This window comes from Serratia sp. N21D137 (genome assembly GCF_047530005.1).
Taxonomy (GTDB): Bacteria; Pseudomonadota; Gammaproteobacteria; order Enterobacterales; family Enterobacteriaceae; genus Chania; species Chania fonticola_B.
The window spans coordinates 49,748-75,817 of record NZ_JBLJAJ010000021.1 but is presented as its reverse complement, the minus strand read 5'-3'; the positions used below and the strand labels follow the sequence as shown (position 1 = coordinate 75,817).

24 protein-coding genes and 1 pseudogene are annotated in these 26,070 nt (G+C 51.6%); 17 read left to right on the top strand and 8 right to left on the bottom strand.

Annotated elements, in window-relative coordinates; all coding sequences use genetic code 11:
* Positions 1-8: 8 nt before the first annotated feature.
* The 4 genes from cysD to ACMV5H_RS16890 all read left to right on the top strand — a co-directional run bounded on the left by cysD (position 9) and on the right by ACMV5H_RS16890 (position 3,385).
* Positions 9-917: a sulfate adenylyltransferase subunit CysD gene (cysD, locus tag ACMV5H_RS16905; protein WP_024485711.1), complete on the top strand. Its 909-nt coding sequence runs from the start codon at positions 9-11 to the stop codon at positions 915-917.
* Between the two features lie 12 nt (positions 918-929).
* Positions 930-2,360 (top strand): sulfate adenylyltransferase subunit CysN, encoded by a 1,431-nt coding sequence (gene cysN / locus ACMV5H_RS16900; protein ID WP_059199796.1) that lies wholly within the window; start codon positions 930-932, stop codon positions 2,358-2,360.
* Between the two features lies 1 nt (position 2,361).
* Positions 2,362-2,979 carry an adenylyl-sulfate kinase gene (cysC, locus tag ACMV5H_RS16895; RefSeq protein ID WP_223537462.1) on the top strand — a complete coding sequence of 206 codons (618 nt, stop codon included), beginning with the start codon at positions 2,362-2,364 and terminating at the stop codon, positions 2,977-2,979.
* Positions 2,980-3,067: 88 nt separating this feature from the next.
* On the top strand, positions 3,068-3,385 hold the full coding sequence (locus ACMV5H_RS16890) for a DUF3561 family protein (protein ID WP_115160384.1): 318 nt from the start codon (positions 3,068-3,070) through the stop codon (positions 3,383-3,385).
* Positions 3,386-3,433: 48 nt separating this feature from the next.
* Here the strand turns inward: ACMV5H_RS16890 and ACMV5H_RS16885 are convergent, their stop codons facing one another.
* The 3 genes from ACMV5H_RS16885 to ACMV5H_RS16875 form a co-directional block, all read right to left on the bottom strand.
* Positions 3,434-4,156 (bottom strand): amino acid ABC transporter ATP-binding protein, encoded by a 723-nt coding sequence (locus ACMV5H_RS16885; RefSeq protein ID WP_059199799.1) that lies wholly within the window; start codon positions 4,154-4,156, stop codon positions 3,434-3,436.
* Positions 4,140-4,907, bottom strand: coding sequence for an amino acid ABC transporter permease (locus ACMV5H_RS16880; RefSeq protein ID WP_059199800.1), 768 nt, complete (start codon positions 4,905-4,907; stop codon positions 4,140-4,142). The genes ACMV5H_RS16885 and ACMV5H_RS16880 overlap by 17 nt, the downstream gene beginning before the upstream one ends.
* A gap of 83 nt (positions 4,908-4,990) precedes the next feature.
* Positions 4,991-5,761 carry a basic amino acid ABC transporter substrate-binding protein gene (locus ACMV5H_RS16875; RefSeq protein ID WP_414822141.1) on the bottom strand — a complete coding sequence of 257 codons (771 nt, stop codon included), beginning with the start codon at positions 5,759-5,761 and terminating at the stop codon, positions 4,991-4,993.
* A 392-nt stretch (positions 5,762-6,153) separates the two neighbouring features.
* On the opposite strand from ACMV5H_RS16875, the gene ftsB reads away from it, so the two are divergent.
* The 12 genes from ftsB (at position 6,154) to rpoS (ending at position 18,372) form a co-directional block, all read left to right on the top strand.
* The gene (gene ftsB / locus ACMV5H_RS16870) at positions 6,154-6,474 is read left to right on the top strand and encodes a cell division protein FtsB (RefSeq protein WP_039995518.1); all 321 of its coding nucleotides are present in this window, start codon (positions 6,154-6,156) and stop codon (positions 6,472-6,474) included.
* 3 nt (positions 6,475-6,477) lie between these two features.
* Complete coding sequence (gene ispD, locus ACMV5H_RS16865) at positions 6,478-7,185, top strand: 2-C-methyl-D-erythritol 4-phosphate cytidylyltransferase (RefSeq protein ID WP_094982113.1); 708 nt, start codon at positions 6,478-6,480, stop codon at positions 7,183-7,185.
* A gap of 11 nt (positions 7,186-7,196) precedes the next feature.
* Positions 7,197-7,670 (top strand): 2-C-methyl-D-erythritol 2,4-cyclodiphosphate synthase, encoded by a 474-nt coding sequence (gene ispF, locus ACMV5H_RS16860; RefSeq protein WP_021179414.1) that lies wholly within the window; start codon positions 7,197-7,199, stop codon positions 7,668-7,670.
* Positions 7,671-7,673: 3 nt separating this feature from the next.
* Entirely contained in the window at positions 7,674-8,720 is a 1,047-nt protein-coding gene (truD, locus tag ACMV5H_RS16855; protein ID WP_166734129.1) for a tRNA pseudouridine(13) synthase TruD, read from the top strand.
* Positions 8,721-9,111: 391 nt separating this feature from the next.
* Positions 9,112-9,837: a fimbrial protein gene (locus tag ACMV5H_RS16850; protein WP_414822140.1), complete on the top strand. Its 726-nt coding sequence runs from the start codon at positions 9,112-9,114 to the stop codon at positions 9,835-9,837.
* A gap of 82 nt (positions 9,838-9,919) precedes the next feature.
* Positions 9,920-10,417, top strand: a complete 498-nt coding sequence (locus ACMV5H_RS16845; protein WP_115160386.1) for a CS1 type fimbrial major subunit — start codon at positions 9,920-9,922, stop codon at positions 10,415-10,417.
* A gap of 116 nt (positions 10,418-10,533) precedes the next feature.
* Positions 10,534-13,197 (top strand): TcfC E-set like domain-containing protein, encoded by a 2,664-nt coding sequence (locus ACMV5H_RS16840; protein ID WP_414822139.1) that lies wholly within the window; start codon positions 10,534-10,536, stop codon positions 13,195-13,197.
* 10 nt (positions 13,198-13,207) lie between these two features.
* Positions 13,208-14,392, top strand: a complete 1,185-nt coding sequence (locus ACMV5H_RS16835; protein WP_414822138.1) for a CfaE/CblD family pilus tip adhesin — start codon at positions 13,208-13,210, stop codon at positions 14,390-14,392.
* Positions 14,393-14,689: 297 nt separating this feature from the next.
* Positions 14,690-15,451 (top strand): 5'/3'-nucleotidase SurE, encoded by a 762-nt coding sequence (gene surE / locus ACMV5H_RS16830; protein ID WP_414822137.1) that lies wholly within the window; start codon positions 14,690-14,692, stop codon positions 15,449-15,451.
* Positions 15,445-16,071 (top strand): protein-L-isoaspartate(D-aspartate) O-methyltransferase, encoded by a 627-nt coding sequence (locus ACMV5H_RS16825; protein ID WP_115160389.1) that lies wholly within the window; start codon positions 15,445-15,447, stop codon positions 16,069-16,071. The genes surE and ACMV5H_RS16825 overlap by 7 nt, the downstream gene beginning before the upstream one ends.
* 267 nt (positions 16,072-16,338) lie before the next feature.
* On the top strand, positions 16,339-17,319 hold the full coding sequence (gene nlpD, locus ACMV5H_RS16820) for a murein hydrolase activator NlpD (protein ID WP_172413947.1): 981 nt from the start codon (positions 16,339-16,341) through the stop codon (positions 17,317-17,319).
* A 54-nt stretch (positions 17,320-17,373) separates the two neighbouring features.
* The gene (gene rpoS, locus ACMV5H_RS16815; protein ID WP_024484093.1) at positions 17,374-18,372 is read left to right on the top strand and encodes an RNA polymerase sigma factor RpoS; all 999 of its coding nucleotides are present in this window, start codon (positions 17,374-17,376) and stop codon (positions 18,370-18,372) included.
* A 105-nt stretch (positions 18,373-18,477) separates the two neighbouring features.
* Here rpoS and mutS read toward each other — a convergent pair whose 3' ends face one another.
* Positions 18,478-21,033, bottom strand: a complete 2,556-nt coding sequence (gene mutS / locus ACMV5H_RS16810; protein ID WP_218519857.1) for a DNA mismatch repair protein MutS — start codon at positions 21,031-21,033, stop codon at positions 18,478-18,480.
* Positions 21,034-21,260: 227 nt separating this feature from the next.
* Here mutS and ACMV5H_RS16805 point away from each other — a divergent pair.
* Positions 21,261-21,505: pseudogene (locus ACMV5H_RS16805) on the top strand (Arm DNA-binding domain-containing protein); the annotation flags it as partial.
* 815 nt (positions 21,506-22,320) lie between these two features.
* On the opposite strand, the gene ACMV5H_RS16800 reads toward ACMV5H_RS16805, so the two are convergent.
* The 4 genes from ACMV5H_RS16800 to ACMV5H_RS16785 all read right to left on the bottom strand — a co-directional run bounded on the left by ACMV5H_RS16800 (position 22,321) and on the right by ACMV5H_RS16785 (position 25,701).
* Complete coding sequence (locus ACMV5H_RS16800) at positions 22,321-22,959, bottom strand: helix-turn-helix domain-containing protein (protein WP_414822136.1); 639 nt, start codon at positions 22,957-22,959, stop codon at positions 22,321-22,323.
* A 595-nt stretch (positions 22,960-23,554) separates the two neighbouring features.
* Entirely contained in the window at positions 23,555-24,172 is a 618-nt protein-coding gene (locus tag ACMV5H_RS16795) for a LuxR C-terminal-related transcriptional regulator (RefSeq protein ID WP_414822135.1), read from the bottom strand.
* 165 nt (positions 24,173-24,337) lie between these two features.
* Positions 24,338-24,982 (bottom strand): LuxR C-terminal-related transcriptional regulator, encoded by a 645-nt coding sequence (locus tag ACMV5H_RS16790; protein ID WP_414822134.1) that lies wholly within the window; start codon positions 24,980-24,982, stop codon positions 24,338-24,340.
* Positions 24,983-25,005: 23 nt separating this feature from the next.
* Complete coding sequence (locus tag ACMV5H_RS16785; RefSeq protein ID WP_414822133.1) at positions 25,006-25,701, bottom strand: LuxR C-terminal-related transcriptional regulator; 696 nt, start codon at positions 25,699-25,701, stop codon at positions 25,006-25,008.
* Positions 25,702-26,070 lie beyond the last annotated feature (369 nt).

Genomic DNA, 26,070 nt, shown 5'->3' with positions numbered 1-26,070 from the left:
GATCTGTTATGGACCAAAAACGACTCACTCATTTGCGGCAATTGGAGGCGGAGAGCATCCATATCATCCGTGAAGTGGCCGCCGAATTCGGCAATCCGGTGATGCTCTATTCCATCGGTAAAGACTCCTCGGTGATGCTTCATCTGGCACGCAAGGCGTTCTATCCGGGCACGCTGCCGTTTCCGTTGCTGCATGTGGATACCGGTTGGAAATTCAACGAAATGTACCAATTCCGCGATCGTACCGCCAAAGAGTACGGTTTCGAGCTGCTGATCCACAAAAACCCGGAAGGGGTGGCGATGGGGATCAACCCGTTTGTCCACGGCAGCGCCAAGCACACCGATATCATGAAAACCGAAGGCCTCAAGCAGGCGCTGAACAAGTACGGTTTTGACGCCGCCTTCGGTGGTGCCCGCCGCGACGAGGAGAAATCCCGCGCCAAAGAGCGCATCTATTCTTTCCGCGATCGCTTCCACCGCTGGGATCCGAAAAACCAGCGCCCGGAGCTTTGGCACAACTATAACGGCCAGATCAACAAGGGCGAGAGCATCCGCGTGTTCCCGCTGTCGAACTGGACCGAGCTGGATATCTGGCAATATATCTTCCTGGAGAAGATCGACATCGTTCCGCTCTACCTGGCCAAACCGCGCCCGGTGGTGGAACGCGACGGCATGTTGATGATGGTGGATGACGATCGTATCGATCTGCAACCGGGTGAGGTGATCAGCCAGCGTATGGTGCGGTTCCGTACCCTCGGCTGCTGGCCGTTGACCGGCGCGGTGGATTCTTCTGCGCAGACGCTGCCGGAGATCATCGAGGAAATGCTGGTTTCTACCACCAGCGAACGTCAGGGCCGCATGATCGACCGCGATCAGTCCGGTTCGATGGAGCTGAAAAAGCGCCAAGGGTATTTCTAAGGAGCCGCCGGAATGAACAACGTTATTGCACAACAAATCGCCGAACAGGGCGGGGTAGAAGCCTACCTGCACGCGCAGCAGCACAAGAGCCTGCTACGTTTCCTGACCTGTGGCAGCGTGGACGACGGTAAAAGCACCCTGATTGGCCGCTTGCTGCACGATACCCGCCAGATCTACGAAGATCAGCTCTCAACCCTGCATACCGACAGTAAACGCATCGGCACCCAAGGGGAGAAGCTCGATCTGGCCTTGCTGGTGGATGGCCTGCAGGCAGAACGTGAGCAGGGCATTACCATCGACGTGGCCTACCGCTATTTCTCGACCGAAAAGCGCAAATTTATCATCGCCGATACGCCGGGGCATGAGCAGTACACCCGCAATATGGCTACCGGTGCCTCGACCTGCGACTTGGCGATCCTGCTGATCGATGCGCGCAAAGGCGTGCTGGATCAGACCCGTCGCCACAGTTTTATCGCCACGCTGCTCGGTATTCGCCACCTGGTGGTGGCGGTGAACAAAATGGACCTGGTGGATTACAGCCAGGCGGTGTTTGAACAGTTCAAACAGGATTACCTGAGCTTCGCCGAGCAGTTGCCCAACGACCTGGAGATTAAATTCGTCCCGTTGTCGGCACTGGACGGTGACAACGTTGCTAGCCAGAGCATACAGATGCCTTGGTATAGCGGCCCGACACTGTTGGAGGTGTTGGAAAGTGTGGATGTCATCAGCGAGCGTGAACATCAGCCGCTGCGCTTCCCGGTACAATACGTCAACCGCCCGAATCTCGATTTCCGCGGTTATGCCGGGACTTTGTCTGCCGGTGTGGTCCGCGTGGGTCAGCGCATCAAGGTGCTGCCGTCTGGCGTTGAATCCACCGTGGCGCGCATCGTGACCTTTGATGGCGATCTGCAGGAGGCGGGGCCGGGTGAAGCGATCACGCTGGTGCTGAAAGATGAAGTCGACATCAGCCGGGGCGACCTGCTGGTGGATGCCAGCGAAACCCTACAGGCCACGCAAAGCGCCTTGGCGGACGTGGTATGGATGGCAGAACAGCCGTTGTTACCGGGCCAAAGCTACGACATCAAGGTAGCCGGGAAGAAAACTCGCGCCCGCGTTGAGAGCATTCGCCATCAGGTGGAGATCAACTCGCTGGCGCAGCATCAGGCCGATGTTTTGCCTTTGAACGGTATTGGGCTGGTGGAGCTGACCTTCGACGAACCGCTGGTGCTGGACAGCTATCAACAGAATCATGATACCGGCGGCCTGATCTTTATCGATCGTTTGACGAACGTCACGGTTGGCGCGGGGTTGATCCGCGAAGCCTTGCAGCAGGATAATCCAGCAGCGGCGGGCAATTTCAGCGCATTTGAACTGGAGCTGAACGCCTTGGTACGCAAGCATTTCCCACACTGGGGTGCGCGTGACCTGCTGAAGGGGAATTAACGTGGCTGAGGCTGAGTTAGCGAAAGACGAAAACGTTGTGTGGCACCCGCATGCGGTAACGCGTGCGGAGCGTGAAACCGCGAACGGCCATCAGGGTGTGGTGCTATGGTTTACCGGCCTGTCTGGTTCGGGTAAATCGACCGTGGCTGGCGCGCTGGAGCAGGCTCTGCATCAGCTGGGGGTCAGTACCTATCTGCTGGATGGTGACAATGTGCGCCACGGCCTGTGCCGCGACTTGGGGTTCTCTGACGACGATCGGCGCGAGAATATCCGCCGGGTGGGGGAAGTGGCCAAGCTGATGGTGGATGCTGGGCTGGTGGTGTTGACGGCGTTTATCTCACCGCACCGTGCCGAACGGCAGATGGTGCGGGAAATGTTGGCCAAGGGGCAGTTTATCGAAGTCTTTGTCGACACCCCGCTGGCGATTTGTGAGGCTCGCGATCCGAAAGGATTGTACAAAAAGGCCCGCGCCGGTGAGTTGCGTAATTTCACCGGTATCGATTCGGTGTACGAGGCGCCGGAACGACCGGATATCCGGCTTAATGGTGAACAATTGGTAACAAATTTGACCGCGCAATTGTTAGACCTGCTGCGTGGTCAGGCTATTATCAAACCCTGAATTCGCAAAAAGCGCGTGGCGTGATCGAGCTACGCGCTTTTTACTCTAGCAAGTCGCCGCAGAGCGAGCCAATAGACCAGGGAACGCTATGCAAAATGCCACGCCACTAGTGATTGATAGCCAACTCGAGCAAGAGGAACCCTCGTACTCCTTTTTGGGCGGCACCAGCGGCTTTGTATTCTATTGGCTGGCGTTTACCGTGCCTTTTATGGTTTACGGTTCTAACACCTTGTTTTTCCTTCTTTATACCTGGCCGTTTTTCCTGGCTTTGATGCCAGCCTCGGTGCTGCTGGGTATCGTCTTCAGCGTGCTGCTGCGCGGGCGTGTGTTCCTCACGCTGCTGCTGACCGGTATCACCGTCATCTGTCTGTTTTGGCTGGTGTTCAGCTTTCTGAGTGGCTGGTAATAAAAAGGGCGCCAGTGCGCCCAAGAGATGTCAAAGCGGTGCCGAAGGTTACAAAACTTTGCTTAAAAATGCCTGGGTGCGCGGATTGGTCGGGTTACCGAAGATGTGCTCCGGTGTGCCTTCTTCCTGAATAATCCCCTGATCGATAAACAACACCCGGTCGGCCACTTCACGGGCGAAGCCCATTTCATGGGTTACCACCACCATCGTCATGCCTTCAAGAGCCAGCGCCTTCATCACCGCCAACACTTCCCCGACCAACTCCGGATCCAGCGCCGAGGTAGGCTCGTCAAACAGCATGATTTGCGGTTCCATCGCCAATGCGCGGGCGATGGCGACACGCTGTTGCTGCCCGCCGGACAGGCTGCTGGGATAGGCATCGATCTTGTCGAGCAGGCCCACTTTATTCAGTAGCACCTCTGCACGTTCAATAGCCTCGCTGCGAGGCAGTTTTTTCACGTCCATCGGCGCCATGATGATGTTCTCCAACACCGTCATATGCGGGAACAGGTTAAAGCGTTGGAATACCATGCCCACGCTTTCACGCATCTTGTTCAGATCGGTCTTCTGATCGTGAATGGCAAAGCCATTGACGTCGATCTCACCGCCCGAGAGCGTCTCCAGCGCGTTGATACAGCGCAGAAAGGTACTTTTACCGGAGCCGGAAGGGCCGATAATGCATACTACTTCTTTCGGCGCGATCTGGCAGGAGATCCCGCGCAGCACGTGGGCTTCGCCAAATTGTTTTTGCAGGTTATGTACGCGAATCACTTTTACCGAACCTTTTTTCCATGTGTTGCACCATCAGCGAGAGCAGGAAGGTGATGACCCAATAGATCACTGAAATAGTCAGATAGGGCTCCCAGTAGGTGGCGTACGCGCCGGAAACGGTACGCGCGGCATAAGCCAGATCCGCCAGACCAATCGCGGAGGCCAGGGACGAATCCTTGACGATGGCGATGGCGTTGTTGCCAAGCGGCGGCAGCATGCGGCGGAAGGCCTGCGGCAGGATCACCTTACGCATGGTCTTGCCGTAGCCCATCCCCAACGAGCGTGAAGCCTCCATCTGGCCGCGGTCGATCGACTGGATCCCGGCACGGAATATCTCCGAGACGTAAGCACCGGCGTTCAACGTGATGGCGACTACGCAAGACAGGAAGGCACCGTAATCGGAACGCAATGCGCGTGCAAAGTCGACGCTCATCAAACCGTTGCTGACCAGCAGGCCGTCACGCGGGTTGATAAACAGCGGCACCAGCGCGAAGTGGACCACCATGATTTGCACAAACAGCGGTGTGCCCCGGAAGGCGCTGATGTAGATGCGCACCGGCCATTGCACGCAATAGTGCAGGATCGGTTTCCAGATGCCGTGCGGTGCCTGCGCCAGGCGGCCTAACCCGAGGAGTAGCCCCCAGGTAGTGCCCAGGATCACGCAGATGATGGTACATTTGATGGTCATCCAGGCACCCTCCATAAACAGCGGAGCGTATTCCTCAATGATCTCCCAACGGAATGCTGACAAAATATAATCCTTACGGTGGTAGTGCGAACTTGTGGACCTAATGCGTAGGGGCACAGTCAATTGCGCCCCTATTTACAGCCGGTTTATTCTGCTGGCAGCGTAGGGACGTTGCTGTCGAACCAGGTCTGGTAAATTTTGGCGTAGGTGCCATCGGCGATGATTTTCTTCAGGCCACTGTTGATCTTGTTACGCAGCTCATCGTTGCCCTTGGCCACCGCAATGCCGAAATACTGGCGCTCAAACTTGGCGTCTGACACCAGCTTGAACTCTTTCTCCGGGTGGGTCTTGATATAGAACTTGGCCACGCCAACGTCACCCAAGGCCGCGCCAATGCCATCTTCATACAGCTCTTGCAGCAGCAGCGGGGTGTTATCAAAACGCTTGATGGCGGTGCTGTTCTTACCCAAGACGTCGGAAACCACGATGTCACCGGTGCTGGAGTTAACCACGCCAACCTTCAGGGTTTTCAGCGCGTCGATAGAGTCTACCGTAGACTCTTTCGGTACCACGATAGCCTGCTCTGCCGGGAAGTATGGCGTAGAGAAGTCGACCATCTGCTTGCGCTTGTCGGTAATGGTGATGCCGGAAATGATGATGTCGCGGTCGCCAGAGTTCAAGGTGGCAAAGATGCCTTCCCACGGCGTATTTACCAGCTTCACCTGGAAACCTTCCGCTTTGGCGACGGCCTTGATCACATCGATATCAAAACCTTCCAGCTCTTTTTTGCTGTTTTCGTATTCGAACGGGCGATAGGTACCGCCGGAGCCGACAACATATGTCGGTTCTGCGGCAAAGGAAGCCGCGGAAAAAGTGGCCGCCAGGCAGGCACTAATCAGCACTAAACGTTTTAACATGAGCATTCCCCGAATAAGTTGAGTCGTTGAGTAAAGGTTATACATTGGATTTATTTATGCACTTTAGATGCATAAAAATAAACTTACATGAATAAAAACACAACCCCTACCTGATGATGAAAATGCTAACAGTGTTAAATATGAATAATTATTTAAAAATTGGCGTAAATGTCGGTGGAAATGCCATCGATCCAGTTATTCTTACTGCATACTGACGCAAGGGGCGGTGCACGTTATGCCTGTCTAGATTTAATGCCGCTTTCAGGCGACAATCAGGCGCTAAACTCAGGAAGTTCTGATTACGCTTGAGGGCTGCAGGTGAAAAGCCGCTGCTGGTGTGGAGTCAAACGGCAAGTTGTGGGATGATTAAGCGCTTTTTTTAGGGGGCGGAGATGGGAAAACTGACGCTGCTATTGCTGGCGCTGCTTGGCTGGTTACAGTATTCGCTGTGGCTGGGGAAGAATGGTATTCACGATTATGTGCGGGTCAATGATGACGTTACGGCTCAGCAGAGCAGCAATGCCAAATTGAAAGCGCGTAACGATCAGCTGTTTGCCGAGATCGACGACCTGAACGGTGGTCAGGAAGCGATAGAAGAACGCGCACGTAATGAACTGGGCATGATCAAGCCCGGCGAGACTTTCTATCGTCTGGTGCCTGAATCTTCCGGACGCAATGCGGCGTCTGCCACACAGAACAACCCACCGAAGTAACGCATGAATCCATCCATTGGCTCCTCCCCTCAGGTGATCGCCGTCCTGCCCGCTGCCGGTATTGGCAGCCGTATGCAGGCCGATTGTCCGAAGCAATATTTAACCATCGGCCATCAAACCATTCTTGAGCACGCCATCCACGCCTTGTTACGTCATCCGCGTATTACCCAGGTGATCGTGGCTATCAGCCCCGAAGACCAACAGTTTAAAACGCTACCGATCGCCAGCGATCCGCGGGTGTTGGTCACTGAAGGCGGGCAACAGCGCGCCGATTCGGTGCTGGCCGGGCTGCAACTGGCTGGCAACGCGCACTGGGTATTGGTACATGATGCTGCCCGCCCTTGCCTGCATCCTGACGATCTGGAGCGGTTGCTGGCGATCACGGCACACAGTAAGGTCGGCGGCATTCTTGCCGCGCCGGTGCGTGATACCATGAAGCGTGCGCAGGTGGGCCAAAGCATCATCTCGCACACCGTGGAACGACAGGATTTGTGGCATGCACTGACGCCACAGCTGTTCCCGCTGGAACTGCTTAAACTCTGCCTACAACGCGCCCTGGATGAAGGGGCGACGGTAACCGATGAAGCCTCGGCGCTTGAACATTGCGGTTATCATCCGCTGCTGGTGGCGGGGCGTGCGGACAATATTAAAGTGACGCGGCCAGAGGATTTGGCGCTGGCGGCGTTCTATTTGACTCAGTTGAACAACTAAAGGAGCGCATCATGCGTATCGGTCACGGTTTTGATGTCCATAAATTTGGCGGCGAAGGGCCGTTGGTGATCGGCGGTGTTCGCATTCCTTATGAAAAAGGACTGCTGGCTCACTCCGATGGTGACGTGGCGCTGCATGCGGCCACCGATGCTCTGCTGGGGGCGGCGGCGTTGGGGGATATCGGCAAGCTGTTCCCGGATACCGATCCGGCCTTTAAAGGCGCGGACAGCCGTGAGCTGCTGCGCGAAGCCTGGAAACGCATTCGTGCCAAGGGCTATCGTCTGGGTAATCTGGATGTCACCATCATTGCGCAGGCACCGAAGATGGCACCGCACATTCCTCAGATGCGCATCTTCCTGGCGGAAGATCTGCAATGCCATATGGATGACGTTAACGTCAAAGCGACCACCACCGAACAGCTGGGCTTTACCGGCCGTGGCGAAGGCATTGCCTGCGAAGCGGTTGCCCTGTTGATCAAGGAATAACGTATGGACATGGCCAATCTGACCTGGTTGCACGGCAAGCCAGCGGCTACCGGCGTGCTGAAAGCCAACCCGGAAGACTTTGTGGTGGTTGAGGATCTGGGCTTTACCCCAGATGGTGAAGGTGAGCACCTGCTGGTGAACATCCGCAAGAACGGCTGCAACACCCAGTTTGTGGCGGACGCTCTGGCGAAGTTTGCCGGCATTCATGCCCGTTCGGTCAGCTATGCCGGTTTGAAAGATCGCCATGCAGTCACCGAGCAGTGGTTCTGTCTGCATCTGCCGGGGAAAGAATCTCCCGATCTCAGCCGGTTTGCGCTGGAAGGCTGCGAAGTACTACAGGCCGCTCGCCACCTACGCAAGCTGCGCATCGGTACGTTGAAGGGGAACGAATTCACCCTGGTGCTACGCCAGATCGGCGATCGCCAAGAGGTGGAGCAGCGTTTACAGGCTATCGCGGCGGGTGGCGTGCCGAACTACTTTGGCAGCCAGCGCTTTGGCCGTGGGGGCAACAACCTGACGATGGCGCGCCGCTGGGCCAACGATGAGATCCGGGTTAAGGAGCGCAGCAAACGTAGCTTCTACCTGTCCGCCAGCCGCAGTGCGTTGTTCAACTTCATTGCCAGCCAGCGTTTGGCTAACCAACAGCAACAAACGGTGCTGGAAGGGGATGCGTTACAGCTGGCCGGGCGCGGGAGCTGGTTCGTGGCCAAAGCGGAAGAGTTAGCCACCCTGCAACAACGGTTAGACGCGGGTGAACTGATGATCACGGCTCCATTGCCGGGGGATGGTGAACCCGGTACTGCCGGGGAAGCATTGGTCTTTGAACAAGCTTGTCTGGTGTCACAGCCAGAGCTGATGGCGTTATTAAAGCGTGAGCGTGTAGAGCCTGCGCGGCGGGCCTTGCTGCTACAGCCGCAGAAAATGCAGTGGAGCTGGTGGGATGATGTCACCGTGGAATTACGTTTCTGGTTACCAGCAGGCAGTTTCGCTACCAGCGTAGTGCGTGAAATAATGCAATTGGCTAGCGATGAGGCAGATATTGCCGAGTAGCCGTTAGCTTAACCCTCAACTATTAATCCTTACTTTCTCGTTCAGGCGGAGCGGAACTCGGCCTGAACAGAAATGAGACAGCGAAAATGTTGTCATCGGGCCTGGCTTGCCAGGCTAATTCCCTCCATAGTGATCCGATAATTCATATCTCATCTTGCAATTCACCTTAATCATTATAATTTATTTGTTTCTTTCTTTATAATTAAAAATTATCTTGTTTTTTATCATGGCCTTACGGTTACTGTAATTATTAATTTTATTATTATAATTATTAAGTTGATCTGGGTGTTGATTGGTTTTTATACTTGCTGCGAATTTTACGAGACTAAGCGTGGCTGGAGTTGGCTGTGTTTTAAAGTTTGATATAAGAGACTCTCATTACGGATTAATCATGAAGCTCAATATTATTAAACGCCTGTTCGGTGTTGCTATTTTTTGTTTTTTACCCGGTTTTGTATTGGCCAATATGAGCGTTTATCCTATGGAACTCGGCATCGGCGAAACCGGAGCCGCTCAAATAAGGATTATATCCCAAAGCGACGGGGTGCAATTCGTCAAGGTAACAGAAAAACAAATACTCAATCCTGGCACTCAACAAGAACAGGAAGCGGACGTTGAGCAATTTGGACAAAGCTCGCTGGTGATAACGCCGCAAAAACTGGCTATTTCGGCAGGGAGCCAACGCCTGGTACGGCTGGTTGCCCTGGAGTTACCGGAAAAGGAAACCACCTGGCGAGTCTATTTTGAAGGCGTGCCGGAATTAGAAGATAACATCGCCGCTGCCAGCCCACAGAAGACCTCGACCAAGGTGGGTATCAACCTGGTGTGGGGGGCATTGGTCCACGTAGCGCCGAAAAAGGCCGTTGCCAGCCTGACGTTGGATGCGCAGCGTGGCCAGGTTATCAATGATGGCACGCTGCGTATTCCGCTACGAGAGGTGGGAGTTTGTGACCAGTCCGGTGTTTGCGACTGGAAAAAAGAAACCACCACAATATATCCCGGTACCGAGCTTAAAATTGCTTCTCTAATGGTAAAACCTGGGAAGAAGTATAAAGCGCGTTATTTTAATTGGCTTAAAAAACGCGTTGAAGAAATTGATTTGTCTATAAAACGTTAAATGTGGAGTCAAATCATGTATAGCCCCGATCGTATGGGGTGAGTAAAGCTGGATGTTATTTGTAAAATAAAATGGAGATTTTATGAAAAAGTTTATTAAACCACTGCTGATTGTTTCAACCATGGCTGCCGTATTTTCCACTCAGGCCGTACAGAAAGATATTACTGTGAATGCCAACGTGGATGCGACGATTGATATGACGCAGCCTGATAATACCGCCTTGCCAAGCAGCATCGATATGCAGTATTTGCCAGGCAAAGGCCTGACGCCGTTTAACCTGAACACCAAGGTCTGGTCTAACAACGCTACCGCTGGCGTTAACATTCGCCTGGTTAGAGCGGCGAGCCTGGCGGATGTGAATGGCGCTAACAAGATCCCATTGACCATAAGCCTGGGCGATAAGGTACTGACCACCACCAACCAACTGCTGGAAGCAGCGACCCTGTTCCCGGCGGGAATCGAAAATGGCTCAGATGTCCTGCCACTGCGTTTTGCTCAGACCGCGCAAGGCACTATTGCTACCGGCACCTACAGCGGTATTGTCAGCCTGGTGGTGACTCAGGCAACCAAGGCTCCTTAAGGCGGCTCAATTAAAAAGTTTTATTCATATCTTGTGGGGCTTTATAGCCCCACTGTTATCAGGGATGAACAATGGCTTTTCGCGCTAGCCTATCTGCAGGGTTGTTGGTAGGCCTTATGATTACGCAACACGATTTGTCGGCTACCCCTAAAATTCCACCAGGCTTTGAGTCCTTGGCACAAGGGCAGCTTGTCTGGGTTGATGTTTCCCTCTATGGCAAGTCTCTCGGGCTTTATGAAGCCAATATTAATCTGGAACAGGTTGTCTTCATAAAGCCAGCGGAACTGGCTGATGCCGTGAAGCAGCACTTCAACGACGATCCTGAACTGGATGCTCAACTGATGACCGGGTTGGTGCAACCGCTAGCGCGTAACGGCAACCTGGCCTGCAGCGGTAACGGTAACGCACCAAGCTGTGACTATCTGGAAACCCAGACGGTTGGCATCATCTATGACGAGAATAATTCCCGGGTTAACCTATTTCTTGACCGTCGATACCTTCCGAAAAAAGTTGCCGGTAGCGGTTTCTATCAGGCGACGGCAGAAAGTGAAAATGCGCTGATCCATCAGCAAAACCTCAATTTTGTCGCTGATGAAAACTATCAGTCATTGTCGCTACAGGGGACTGGATCACTGGGCGTCACTGAAAATGGCTATCTTAATGCCGATTGGTTCTATACGGGGCAGCGCTATCGCCATAGCAACCATCAGCAGATAGAGATGAACAATGCCTATTTTAGGCAGGACTTGTGGAAAAGCTTCTATCTACAAGGCGGCATGATGGACTCCCGCGACATCTTCAGCAACGCGGGGGGTAACATCAACCTGAGCCAATTGCCGATTGGCAAGATCCGTGGGCTACGGGTTGGTTCGACCACGGCCTGGGTCAACCAGAGCCAGGTTTCCCGAGGGACCCCGGTGTCGGTCTTCCTATCACGCAACGCTCGCATCGACGCCTATCGTGACGAACAGTTACTGTCATCTTTTTACCTGAACGCCGGGGCCCAGGAGCTGGATACGCGCACCTTCCCCAGCGGCAGCTATACCGTCACGCTGCGGTTCTATGAGGATAACCAGTTAGTCAGGACAGAAACCGTCCCTTATACCAACACCGGCGTGGCTCAGCTCTATGGCCCTCAGTGGTTCCTGCAAGCCGGGGTTGAGGTAGACCACGATACGCATCCTATGTCGGGCGATCGGCAGGTGGTGCAAGGCGGGTTGCGAATTCCGTTGACCGATACGCTGTCGCTGACGGCGGGGAGCACGGTATTGAGCGACGTACACTACTGGGAAGGGGCGGCGGACTGGAGGCATGGTTTTAACAGTGGCCTGTTGGATGGCGTCATGACGGCTCGCGTCAGTTATCTGGCTGGCAGTGAGGGGACGCGGGGAAATATTCAGCAAATTAACTATAACGACGGTTTTTCATTGAGCTTCTACCGCTCGGCCCTCTCGGCGCCTGACTGCGACTCTCAACAGAGAAACTATGGCTTTAGCGGTTGTTATCAGAGTTCCAACCTGATGTTTTCGGTCCCGCTCGCGCAGTGGTTTGCCAATATTGGCTACTCGCTTAACAGCAGCGGAGGGCGTTATCGTTATCGCAGTGAACTGAATGACAATGATGAAACCCATCAGGATATCGCCCCTTGGGAGCAGGTCTACACGACGCGTTCGCGTAGTCAAACCTGGCAGATGGGGGTCAGCCGTTCCTTTGCGTTCAACGACATTAACATCAACAGCGGAGTCAGCGCGTTCAGGCGTCACGATAGCGGCCAGCAGGGAACCGATAAAGGCGGCTACCTCACGGTCAGCCTATCATTCTCCGGGCGTCGTGGCGGCGCCACTAACAGCAATACCTCTCTGGGTGCCAATTATCGCAATAGCCAGCGTGGGGAAGGGCAACTCAGTTATAACGCGGACTACAGCCGCTATATGGACCAGAGTGGACAAAATGAGCTGGGGGCTTCGATATATGGCGTCAATAGCCAGACCCTGACCGCTTCAGCTTATGCTCGTGCCGCTGGGCCGTACGGTAATGGCAGCTTCGCCGTCAGTGATGCCTATGACAAGGTAGCGAACCGGCACACGCTCAGTAGCAGCGGCAGCTATAGCTCCTCTTTGCTGGTCGATCGCAGCGGACTTTATTGGGGACGCTGGGGGGATGGCCGCCCGGCCTCCGCGATCACGGTTGGGATGGTCACAGGGGAAGAGAGCAGTGCCTCGTTGATCAACGTAACGGTAGACGGTAGCGGTCAGACGGACGTGCGCAGCAACAGCCGGGCACTGTTTACCGTACCGGGCTATCAGCCCACCACCTTTGATATCAACGAGTCACTTAGCGCTCCTGCCGGTATCAGCAGTGAGATCCGCCGAGGGGCGGGAACACGTACGGCATTTATGGTGCCAGGGAAAGTGCTGCGCCGGGATATCGAGGTGACTTCACGCTACACCTGGTTGGGCAGAATGCTGGATGAGCAGGATCGACCTTTTGTTAACGGCATCCCTCTTAACGTGCTGTCCTGGACGCCACTGGGTGAAGGCGGTTTTAGCCTGGAAACCACCCGGCCAATGAAGCGGCTGTATCTGATGCGTGGCTCACAGTTCTATCAGTGCGCCATGAAAGTGCAGGCCATGCGTGACGTGGTGCGCTATGTCGGTACTACCCGCTGTGCCGGGGTAGCCATGGCCAGTATACCGCCAGCCGAGCAGAAGCAGGCGCAATTGATGACCGTGCGGCAGGGCCATGGCTCTGGAGTGCCGGTAGCGATGAAAACAAACTAGGAAATGATTAATGCTATTGAAAATAATCAGCGGTTTTAAATTTATCATTGCGGGAGCCATTAACCCTTTTAACCCGTGCGTTGTGCTGGTGGGGCTGAGCGCACGGGCGTACGGTGCCAATATTGCCCCGCAGGCACAGAATACCAAGGTTAATGTGACCTTCGATCGTATGAGCCTGCCGGCAAAAATTTACATTTGGGAGCGGGTTTTTGGTGGGAGTAGTGATAACGGTGAATGTACGTCGGCTATTGATTGCAAAGACAAGGATGTTATTAACTCCCTAACGTGCTATTCCGACACCGATCCAACCAATGGCGCCTGTCAGGTAAAATTGTGGTGGTGGAATAGTTCTTTCAATAATAATTCGAAAACTCTGACACTGCGCTTTACTCACAGCAGTGGAAAGACCAAAGATTTATTGGTCACCTCTATTAAAGGTGCAGGTGATTATAGTTCCTGGATTAGTGGAGTCGTATTGTATTCCGCGGGATTCAGTTCTTATATCCCCGCCTCCGAGTTGAAGAAACTATCTGATACCGGTGTTTGGCGCGCTGAACTCAAGATGCAGGTGAAAGCCTGGGATGATTGCGGTGCATCTGCCTACGGCTGCCCAGGCATTTTCCGCGTTGCCTGGAAGGCGAGTCTGGTTCTCAACGTGACAGATTATGGTAACCAACAGATTTACCTACCCGCTTTTCCAACTTCGGCACCGGTTATCAACCTGAATCTGATTACTCGGCCGGGAGGGGGCGCGAGAAAGAGCGTCAGCGGCAGTACTGGCCTGGATATGTGCCTCTACGATGGTAACGACTCGGCCAGTAACCGTATCAGCCTGCTGTTGCAGGACGAAGGGGACACGGCTCCCGATCGCATCAAGGGGCAGTTTTCACTGTATCGCCGTGGCGGTGATAAAGCCAAGGCCAGTGACCGGCTGGACTACCAGGTCAGCGTGATCAATCCCACCACTGGGGCAGTACAAGAGATCGCCAACGGCAAAGAGGTCATCTGGAACGATACCAATCGCCGCAATATCCAGCGGCCGGTGGTGTTACCTGGCGGTGGTGCTCCGACATTTTGCGTGCCGGCCCCGCTGACCCTGACAACGCCAGCCTTTTCAATGGCGGATAAAACGGCGGGGGATTACACTGGCCAGCTACGCATTATTTACACGCCAACCACCCAGACGGCCCCATAACCTGGGAATTTAACGACCAACCTCAGATAATCATCCCAGCCTCCTTTGCCGAGGAGGCTATCCTGCCCCGTTTGCCACTGATGACCGTTGAATTGTATAGTAGATCGCATAGCTGGCCGTTTTGGCTAATACTATCAGCAACAGCGAGGCAAGCCTTGCTGTACCACGCAAATCACAACGGGTAACACGGTGGGTTGGGCTTACTATTGAAAATTTCATTAAAAACAGATAGATGTAATAAAATAGGGCAAAATCCTCGTTTTATCGCTTTCAGCAAGAAAGTTGTTTAACTGCAATATGAGAATACTACTGAGCAACGACGACGGCGTTAGCGCCCCGGGTATCCAGATACTGGCGGCGGCGTTGCGCGAGTTTGCCGAAGTGCAGGTGGTGGCCCCCGATCGTAACCGCAGTGGTTCCTCTAACGCGCTGACGCTGGAGTCGCCGCTGCGTACGCTGACGTTGCCCAACGGCGATATCGCCGTGCAGCAGGGCACCCCGACGGACTGTGTCTACCTTGGCGTTAACCAACTGATGCTGCCAGCACCGGAGATCGTGGTGTCAGGTATCAACGCCGGGCCAAATCTGGGTGATGATGTTATCTATTCCGGCACGGTGGCTGCTGCGATGGAAGGCCGCCATCTGGGGTTGCCCGCGTTGGCAGTATCGCTCAATGGTCATCAGCATTATGAGACGGCGGCGGTAGTCACCTGCCGTATATTGTGCGCGTTACAACAAGAACCGCTGCGTACTGGTAAAATTCTGAATATCAATGTCCCTGATTTACCGTTGTCGGAAATTAAAGGGATACGCGTGACCCGCTGTGGCAGCCGGCATCCCGCTGACAAGGTGTTTAGCCAACCAGATCCGCGTGGCCAGATGCTGTATTGGATCGGGCCGCCGGGGGATAAATTCGATGCGGGCCCAGACACGGACTTTGCCGCCGTGGATCAGGGTTACGTGTCGGTCACGCCTTTGCAGGTGGATTTGACCGCCTACGGGGCGCAAGATGTGCTATCAAAATGGTTGACCAAAGCAGAGGTTAGCGGGGAATGGTGAACAAACGCATACAAACGCTGCTGGCACAGCTGCGCCAGCAGGGTATCAGGGACGAACGGCTGCTCAAGGCAATCGAGAACGTGCCGCGTGAGCGTTTTGTTGATGAAGCTTTAGCACATAAGGCCTATGAAAATACGGCACTGCCTATTGGTTCAGGGCAGACCATCTCGCAACCTTATATGGTCGCGCGCATGACCGAGCTGCTGAATTTGCAGCCAACCTCGCGGGTGCTTGAGATCGGCACCGGTTCCGGTTATCAGACCGCGATCCTGGCGCATATGGTGCAGCATGTCTGCTCCGTTGAACGCATCAAAGGGCTACAGTGGCAGGCCAAGCGTCGCCTCAAGCAGCTTGATTTGCACAATGTCTCGACCCGTCATGGCGACGGTTGGCAAGGCTGGAGTTCGCGTGGACCTTTTGATGCGATCATCGTGACGGCCGCACCGCCGGAGATCCCGCAGGCGTTGATGCAGCAGTTGGACGACGGTGGCATTTTGGTGTTGCCGGTGGGCGAACAGGCCCAGGTACTGCAATGCATTCAGCGGCGGGGCGGTGAGTTTTCCATTGATGCCGTTGAAGCAGTGCGATTCGTTCCCTTGGTCAAGGGCGAACTGGCTTAGCCTGTGCAGATCAAAGTGACGGATAAATAAGTTGAATAATATTAATTTTCATTAGAATTGTTCCAGTATGTCGTTGTCTTATGGCGTGATCGTGCCAATGTGACTAGCATTGGCACCACGGTTTTTTAGCTCCCTGGTGGGTGATCTTCTGGTTTTCAGGGATCGGCCGGGGAAACCTTGTGCTGTAGAACGATAAAGCTCGGCTACGATGTATAAGGTATTTTTTGATATTGCTGTCATGGGGGAAGCATGAGCACGGGAAGCCCAATGAGTTCTTTACGCCGAGTTGCGGTGTGTACGATGTTAAGTGTGTGGTTAGTTGGCTGTTCGGATAAAAATTCTACCTCGGCACCTATCAGCAGTGTCGGTGGTGGTGGAGCCGCCGCATCGGCTAACTCTGGTGGCGGCAACGCATCACAGGGGCGTATTGTTTACAACCGTAGCTATAACTCGATCCCTAAAGGGAGCTATAACGGTGGTAGCACCTATACCGTTAAACGTGGCGACACGCTGTTCTATATTGCCTGGATCACCGGCAACGATTTCCGCGATCTGGCCCAACGCAACAATATTCCACAGCCATACAGCCTGGAAGTCGGCCAAACCCTGCAGCTGGGGAGCGGTTCTGCCAACGGCGGCGGTGGGATGTTAGCTGGCGGTAATGGTACGGTGTCAAAACCGCCTTCTTCCACTCAGATACAAACTGCAACGGTTGATTCTCAATCAACGAACGCGTATTCTGATAACTCGAGTAAACAGAATGTAGGTAAAATGTTACCTGCATCAGGAGCCGTAGTGGCAGGCTCAGCCGCAGCTCCTGTTACCGCACCAGCCGCTACGCCATCGGCGAGCAGCACCGCCAGCAACAGTGCCCCAGTTAGCACCTGGAAATGGCCAACTGACGGTAAGATCATCGATAACTTCTCCTCATCGGAAGGTGGGAACAAAGGCATCGATATCTCTGGTTCCCGTGGGCAGCCGATTGTCGCTACCGCCGATGGCCGTGTAGTGTACGCAGGCAACGCTTTACGGGGTTACGGTAATCTAATCATCATCAAACACAACGATGATTACTTGAGTGCCTACGCCCATAACGACACCATGCTGGTCCGGGAACAACAAGAAGTGAAGGCGGGGCAGAAAATAGCAACGATGGGAAGCACCGGAACCAGTTCAGTACGTTTGCATTTCGAGATTCGTTACAAGGGGAAATCCGTAAACCCGCTGCGTTATCTTCCGCAGCGATAGATTGGGCAGAATGCGCTGTATTCTGCTCGCGGTATCACGGGTAGGAGCCGCTTTATGAGCCAAAATACGCTGAAAGTTAACGAGTTACATGACGATGCAGATTTCGATGAGAACGCCATGGAGGCTGAGTCATTCGATGAAAAAGCGCAGGTAGAAGAAGAGACCAGCGAGAATGACTTGGCAGAAGACGAACTGTTGTCTCAAGGTGTTACCCAACGCGTATTGGATGCCACGCAGCTCTATCTGGGCGAAATCGGTTACTCCCCTCTGCTGACTGCAGAGGAAGAAGTTTATTTTGCGCGGCGTGCACTGCGCGGAGACGTGCCGTCCCGCCGCCGCATGATAGAAAGTAACCTGAGGCTGGTAGTGAAAATTGCCCGTCGTTATAGCAATCGCGGCCTGGCGCTGCTGGATTTGATCGAAGAGGGTAACCTTGGTCTGATCCGTGCGGTGGAAAAGTTTGACCCAGAGCGCGGTTTCCGTTTTTCCACCTATGCGACCTGGTGGATCCGCCAGACGATTGAACGGGCGATCATGAATCAAACCCGGACTATCCGTTTGCCGATCCATATCGTCAAAGAACTGAATGTTTACTTGCGCACCGCGCGCGAGCTTTCTCACAAACTGGACCATGAACCCAGCGCTGAAGAGATTGCGGAGCAACTCGACAAACCGGTTGATGATGTCAGCCGTATGCTGCGCCTGAACGAACGTATCACGTCTGTCGATACGCCGTTGGGTGGGGATTCAGAGAAAGCCCTGTTGGACATTCTGACCGACGAGAAAGACAACGGGCCTGAAGACACCACGCAAGACGATGATATGAAGCAGAGCATCGTCAAATGGCTGTTCGAATTGAACGCCAAGCAGCGTGAAGTGTTGGCTCGCCGTTTCGGCCTGTTAGGCTATGAAGCGGCTACGCTGGAAGATGTTGGCCGTGAGATTGGCCTGACACGTGAGCGTGTTCGTCAGATCCAGGTTGAAGGCTTACGCCGTCTGCGTGAAATTCTGCAAATGCAGGGTCTGAGTATTGAGGCACTGTTCCGCGAATAAACGCGTTATAGCTATAAAATAAAAGCGGTGAGCATTGATGTGCTCACCGTTTTTTTATGCCTGTGATTACCGTTATTTAGTGCAGACGTCGTCGATGGAACAGCCTTACACCAGGCTTTTCAGCCGGTAGATCCACTCCAACGCCTGGCGTGGCGAAAGAGAATCTGGATCCAGCGTTTCCAACGCCTCAACTGCCGGTGACACCTCTTCGTTCAACAGCGTCAACTGAGTCGCATCCACCGTACCTGCCGCCGTCTGACTGGAGAGGCTCTCCAACTCACGCAGCTTCTGGCGCGCGCGTTTGATCACATCACGCGGTACACCTGCCAACGCCGCCACCGCCAAGCCGTAGCTCTTACTGGCCGCACCATCTTGCACACTATGCATAAAGGCGATGGTATCGCCGTGCTCCAGCGCATCCAAATGCACGTTCACCACGCCCTCCATTTTCTCCGGCAAGGTGGTCAGTTCAAAATAATGGGTGGCAAACAGCGTCATAGCCTTGATTCGGCTGGCCAGGTTTTCTGCACAAGCCCAGGCCAGAGAAAGCCCGTCGTAAGTGGAGGTACCACGGCCAATCTCGTCCATCAACACCAGGCTGTTTTCCGTGGCGTTATGCAGAATATTGGCGGTCTCGGTCATTTCCACCATAAAGGTTGAGCGGCCAGAAGCCAGATCGTCTGCCGCGCCCACGCGGGTAAAGATACGATCCACCGGCCCGATGGTGGCTTTTGCCGCCGGTACATAGCTGCCGATGTGCGCCAGCAACACAATCAGTGCCGTTTGCCGCATATAGGTACTTTTACCGCCCATATTCGGGCCGGTAATGATCAGCATACGGCGCTGCGGCGAAAGAGAAACCGGGTTGGCAATAAAGGGTTCGCTCAGCACCTGCTCCACCACCGGGTGGCGGCCGTCGACGATGCGAATGCCGGGTTGTTCACTGATGGTCGGACAGGCGTAGTTCAGCGTTTCGGCACGTTCTGCCAGGTTGGCCAACACATCCAGCTCGGCCAAGGCTCCGGCGCTCTGTTGCAGTTGCTCCAGGTGCGGCAACAGCAGATCGAACAGCTCGTCATACAGCCCTTTTTCGATCGCCAAGGCTTTGCCTTTTGAGGTCAGTACCTTGTCTTCATACTCTTTCAGCTCGGGAATGATGTAGCGTTCCGCATTCTTCAGCGTTTGGCGGCGCACATAGTGGATCGGCACCAGATGGCTCTGCCCACGGCTGACCTGAATGTAGTAACCATGCACGCCGTTGAAACCGACCTTCAGCGTATCCAGGCCCAGCTTCTCGCGCTCACGGATCTCCAGGCGATCCAGATAGTCGGTAGCACCGTCGGCCAGCGCCCGCCATTCATCCAGCTCTTCGTTATAACCCGGGGCAATCACGCCGCCATCACGGACCAGCACCGGTGGGGATTCCACAATGGCGCGCTCCAGCAGTGCCTGTAATTCGTCAAACTGGCCGACCTGTGACAACAGCTTTTGCATCTGTGGTGCATCAGCGTTTTCCAGCAGGGCGCGGATATCCGGCAACTGTTGGAAGGCGTGGCGCATGCGGGCCAGATCTCGTGGGCGAGCCGTGCGCAGTGCCAAACGGGCAAGAATACGTTCCAGATCGCCCACCTGGCGCAGTGGCTGCTGCAACTCGCTGCTCAATGGCTGCAATGCGGCGATAGCTTGCTGACGGTTGTTCAGCACCTGGACGTCGCGAGTTGGCATATGCAACCAGCGCTTGAGCATACGGCTACCCATGGGGGTAACGGTACGATCGAGGATGGCGGCCAAGGTATTTTCACTGCCGCCGGACAGGCTTTGGGTGATCTCCAGGTTACGGCGAGTGGCCGCATCCATGATGATGCCGTCCTGCTGGCGCTCCATGGTGAGGCCACGGATATGCGGCAGCGAGGTACGCTGGGTATCTTTGACATATTGCAGCAGGCAGCCCGCAGCGCGCAGCGCCTGATGGGCCTGCTCGACGCCAAAGCCGGTCAGATCGCGGGTGCCGAACTGCAGGTTCAACTGCTGGCGTGCGGTGTCCAGCTCAAATTCCCACAGTGGGCGGCGGCGCAGGCCGTGGCGCTGTTCGATCAGCGCCATTTGCTCGAAGTTTTCCGGGTACAGCAGTTCTGCCGGGTGGGTTCGTTGCAGCTCGGCCGCCATGGTTTCAAGATCTTCTGGCTGGGCGACGCGGAAGCGGCCGGAGCTGAGATCCAAGGTGGCATAGCCAAAGCCGCGGCCATCCTGCCAGATGGCGGCCAGCAGGTTGTCCTGGCGCTCTTGCAGCAGGGCTTCGTCGGTGATGGTGCCTGGGGTGACGATGCGCACCACTTTACGTTCGACCGGGCCTTTGCTGGTGGCCGGATCGCCAATCTGCTCACAGATCGCGGCCGATTCCCCAAGCTGTACCAGCTTGGCCAGGTAGTTTTCCACCGCATGGTGAGGTACGCCAGCCATTGGGATAGGTTCACCCGCGGAGGCACCGCGTTTGGTCAGCGAGATATCCAGCAACTGAGAGGCGCGTTTGGCATCGTCATAGAATAGCTCGTAGAAATCCCCCATCCGATAGAACAGCAAGATCTCCGGATGTTGCGCCTTAAGGCGCAGGTATTGCTGCATCATCGGGGTATGCGAATCAAGTTTTTCGGTGCTAGTCATAACGTTACTGTTTCCAATCCATTGAATTTAAAGTTGATTGTGATATTCGTTGTCATCATTAGGTATCACTTAGTCTCATTAAAAACCACTAACTCCCACGTGTAAGTGTAGGTTGTTATGTAGGCTACGGTATAATTAAACCACTAAAACGGATAACCTACACTTTCTGAACTAAAATGGATATCAGCCTAAGTAAATCAATCAGTTGGTCATAAAACGGAGCATATATGACAGGCAAACAAGCTGGCAAACCATTGTCATCAAAAACCATAGAGACGATGAAACCAACGGACAAAAACAAAGCTGATACCGGTGAAAATCGAGGCTTGCGCGTTGCTTGCGGCGCTACGGGCATTAAGACCTTTTCTACCGCTATACTAGCCCAGTGACCAATAAGCTGTCACAGGTAAAAATTGGAAGCTTCCCGCAAACTACGCTTGCAATGGCCCAGATGAGGTTGCAAGAGCTAAAGTAAATTAGAAATACAGGGCGCTGTCAGGGTATTGCAGACGTTATCGATTATATCGACAGTTTTTAGAATCTGGAGCGGCGGCATTACCGGCTGGGAAACATCTCGCCGGATGAATACGAACGACGACTACAACAATGTGCCTAAATCGGTGTCCGGTTTTACTTGACCATTACACTGGCCTCATTAGTGTCATGGCTTATCACAGCCCAGCAATTTGCCAGGTTCACAGAGAGTCGGTTCTACCTGTCACTACATCAACTCTTTGACTTCATTTGATAAAGAGGCTTCGCTATATAAACTGTTTTCTGCTCCACCAGTGCCCATGCCATTCGCGCATTTTTGTTCGCTAGTGCCACTACCGCTTTATTCACGCCGCTTCAGGTGATTATTCCTTTCAGAGCCAGCGTTGCAGGCCATTGCCCCTCTCATCCGGGAGGTTTACGACGCGATAGACCACTGACCGGACAGCATGGATAACCGAGTCTCCGTTGTGGGGCATAAGCATCGCTAAAAGTCGGCGGGCGTGATTTTCGTCCTGTGTCTGTTGGATAATTTTTTTCATGATTTTGCGTTCATCAGTCGCACGACTATGCGTTCAAAGGTCGGCTAACCTGCATACTTCCCACTTGCCCTAAACTTCGGGAGGAGCGTTATTAAACGCAGTTATTTAGAGGCTTAGCTATAAGAAAGTGTAGAAATGACGTCGGCATACCAACCGTTAGTTTTTATGCCGCCGTATTGGTCATGTATTGGATTAATAGGGTGGTTTATATGGATAATAAATTTTTAAGTGCTAACAACTCTAATCGGAATTATCAAAATTTTTTCGGTAAAGAGTTTATGCTAATTAATAGCCCTTTCTTGATGACAATATATCCTCCCTCCTTTAGAGAGGAGAGTGTTTTCATTATCCCACTACGCGAAAGTATGCTTCGTTCCTGGATGTATTCCAATGCAGTGGTGGTTGCTCTTATTTCAAAACTTTCAAGACTAAGGGAAACGAGTAAGTTACAGATCAGTTCGTAATTACTTACCCCCACCGTTTCTCTTTGATATTCACTGAAACGTGTTGCCGAAAGCATTAGCATGTAGCTTATTTCTTTCCAAAGGTGATGCTCATCCGCATAGGTTAAAAAATCATCCACGGCTACCATGCCATACTCTACGTCATTGACTGCCAAAAGATGTATATCTGATTTTTCATGAAAAACATCGTGCAAACCGAAAACACTTGGAGAATTGATCGTCGACAATACCAAAGAATCGTTAGTTCTTTTTGCGATACAAGTTCCACTGTAAAGTAAAAAGCACATTTTCTTATCCGTTTGGTCAAGGTAGAATCGCTGGCTTGGTCGACCTTGCCTTATTTTAATTATTGATTTTATTGAATTTAATATTATATCAATAAATGGGGCAGACTTAGATTGTTGCAAAATCTTACTGAAATTATACATGCGGTTTCCTCCAGTAAAGGATAAAACGCGATCATTAAAACCAATGAGTTACAGAGCCAGTGCTAGGTAGTGTTTGAAAATAATTAACTCATTGTTGTTAATACTTTATTGGTTTTTTTACTTTTAAATTAATTTTTTTAAATCAATACATGAACAATCCTTGTAAAAAATTAATTAAACCATAACCCATAAAATAAAAACCATGTATTATATCCTTGCGTTAATTACTTCTAAGCATTATCCTATAAATAACTTAAGGCCTCAAAGACTTTGTTGTTCATTTTTGTCCTGTTTGTCCAAAATTAGACATTCAATCTAAATGGCTCGATGCTTGGTATGGGTAATAAAGTTGAGGAAGGTAATTGCAGACAGATAAATCCATTTCCTGACAAGAAGCATGCTCAGGAATGCTTAGCAACATTAGGATTAGTTATTTATGCGCGATCAAAATACGTTGCGCCGCATAATAATCTGTCATTGTGTTTTTATTGTGGATAAAATATTACAATGATATATATTTTTAAATATATACTTTTTACTTATTAAGGAGATGAGTCTCTCAGTGTTGAAGGGGCAAGCGTGGATGACGACAGTTCTACGCAATAATATTTCGCATGGCAACCAGTTGAGCATAATTATTCATCTCCAATTTATGCATTGCATTACCCTTATGGCTGGAGACGGTTTTGCAACTACGCTTCATTAACACAGCAATCTCACTGATGGAAAGGCCTTGCACGACCAAGTTTATGACGCGTAGTTCTAATGCTGAAAGTTTCTCACGACTAAATTTCTGCTGCTTGCCGTTAGTTAGGTAAATTTGCAAATTTTCTCTATTTTGATGTTGGCTCAATAATGCTTGCCATACAATCAGGGATTCCCCTAAATACATGATGTCGCCTACACCTAAATTACGTAACTTTGTCACTAGGTATGGCACGGGCGAATCCAGCACAATCAGAAGTTGAGTCTCTGGCTGAAAGTTTTTTACTTTTTGAATGAATCGTAATATTTGCGATAAGTCAGTCTGTAAAACGTAAAATGACAAGATCAATAGTTTCACTGGTTGCAGTTTCAAACTTAATTCTGCCTCTGATACGCTTTTACTATGCCAACTCAACGTGGTATTGAAGGTCATAATGAGTGCCTCGATGCCATTATGAAACATCTGGCACTGCGAAACCACAGCAACACTACCTTTCAGAATGGTCATTATTAATTAACATCCCTTTATAATGGTTTGTAAATATCCGAATGGTATTGTATATCTAAAATACTGTATACAAGCTAAGGGGGTTATATTTCTTGTAATATATTTACTGATGGCAATCCATCCTGGCTTTTATGCAAGATTTTACTAATGATATGTTACGAGTAATTAATGTCGTTTGAATAATAAAAAACTCCTCTTAAGAGAGAACAAAGCTGCGTCACTATATACTCCCAGTTTATACATGGCCTTACGTTTATGAGCGCTGATGGTCTTAATGCTGCATTGCAATCGATGGGCCACTTCTATAGAACTCAATCCACAGAAAAGATATTCAATGACTATATACTCACGAGCCGTTAATTTTTCTAATCCTACCGCATACTTAGGGATATTACTCTGAATTATAGGACTATAGACTCTATTTCCTGATAGTGCCTGTAAAAAACAGTCATGTATTATTTCTGGCGTCTCATAACGGGAAATGATACTTGTCTGCGGAAGGTGGTAAAGTGATAGCAGAGTAACGGTGTCATAAGTAGATGTATAAACAATCAGATGGATATCTGGTCGCGAATGATAAAATAACTCCAGTTCTTTTCCCGTTTGCTGTACGGCGTCCTCTACACCACCTAGCTCACAGATCAACAGCTCGATCTGCTGCTCTTGGATGTTGTTGCGTAAAAGCTGCACTGAAGAAAATTGAAGAGTACAACGTATCTCTGGTCGCAGGACTTGAACTAATTCTTCAATCCCTAACCGGGTTAATGGGCTTTCGGCTACGATAGCCAACTGGGCGAGCTGTGATGTCATGTTCATTTTTCTTTCGCATCTGATCAGTTAAATAAGCCGTTTTTCGCCATCCACTTTCCGCGCGAAAAAAGCTCATAGTTATTTCGATAGCCGAGTTTAGCCATGGCACTGCGCTTGTGAGAGCTGATTGTACGGATATCGCGCTGCATTTTTAGTGCGGTATGACTTACGCTATAGCCAGCAAACAAGAGTGTTAGTACATCAATTTCTCTGCTGGTGAGCACAGAAAAATGAGAACTGCGGCAGTCAAAAAGTTGCTGAATTGCCGGACTATCCCGATATGACCACGCCATAGCGGCATCGATACAATGCTCTAATTCCTGTAACGTGTCATGCTTATGACAAATGCTGAGGATTTTAAGTAATTTAACCTGATATAAAAAACGTATATCAGTGAGAGTGGTGCAAATCACTATTGGTGAATGTGGCCAACGTTGTTGGCAAGAGGCAATGCTACGTAATCCTTGCAACACTGATTCATTTTCACCACACAGATCCATTACTATTATATTAGGTGAGTTTGATGTTATATATGATGGTATATCGGAAGCCCTATTGAGCATGACGATCTCACCTGTGCGAAATAGTGACCTTTTCAATACCGCGCATAGGCCAGCACGGGTCATTGGACAAGCATCCATAATTAATGCCCAGGAATGTGATCCAGAAGACAAAGAACCGCTATTGATAGCAGGGATATTTGCCAGTTGATTGTTCATGATTTGGTCCACCATTTAATTAGATGCGCGGGGCTAATACATAATATATAACAACTTTTTAAATCTAAAGTAAACTCTATTTTTAATGGGGGTTGATTTTGCTTTTCTATATAAAAGTATGAAAGCACATTGTTAATCACAGTATTGTATTGCTTGCAATATAATTTGAACTTACAGTGCCATCAAAATGCTACCGACATTGTTCTTCACATGTCGGTAGCATTAATGATAAAAGAGGTTGGATCAGTTATCTATATAAACAGAAGCGGAAAAGAAAAATTCCGGACACCTCATTTATCCTATGACTATAAACAATCTCTACAGGTAATACGAGCTAAATAAAGTCTAATTGATAACCATAAGTCCAAA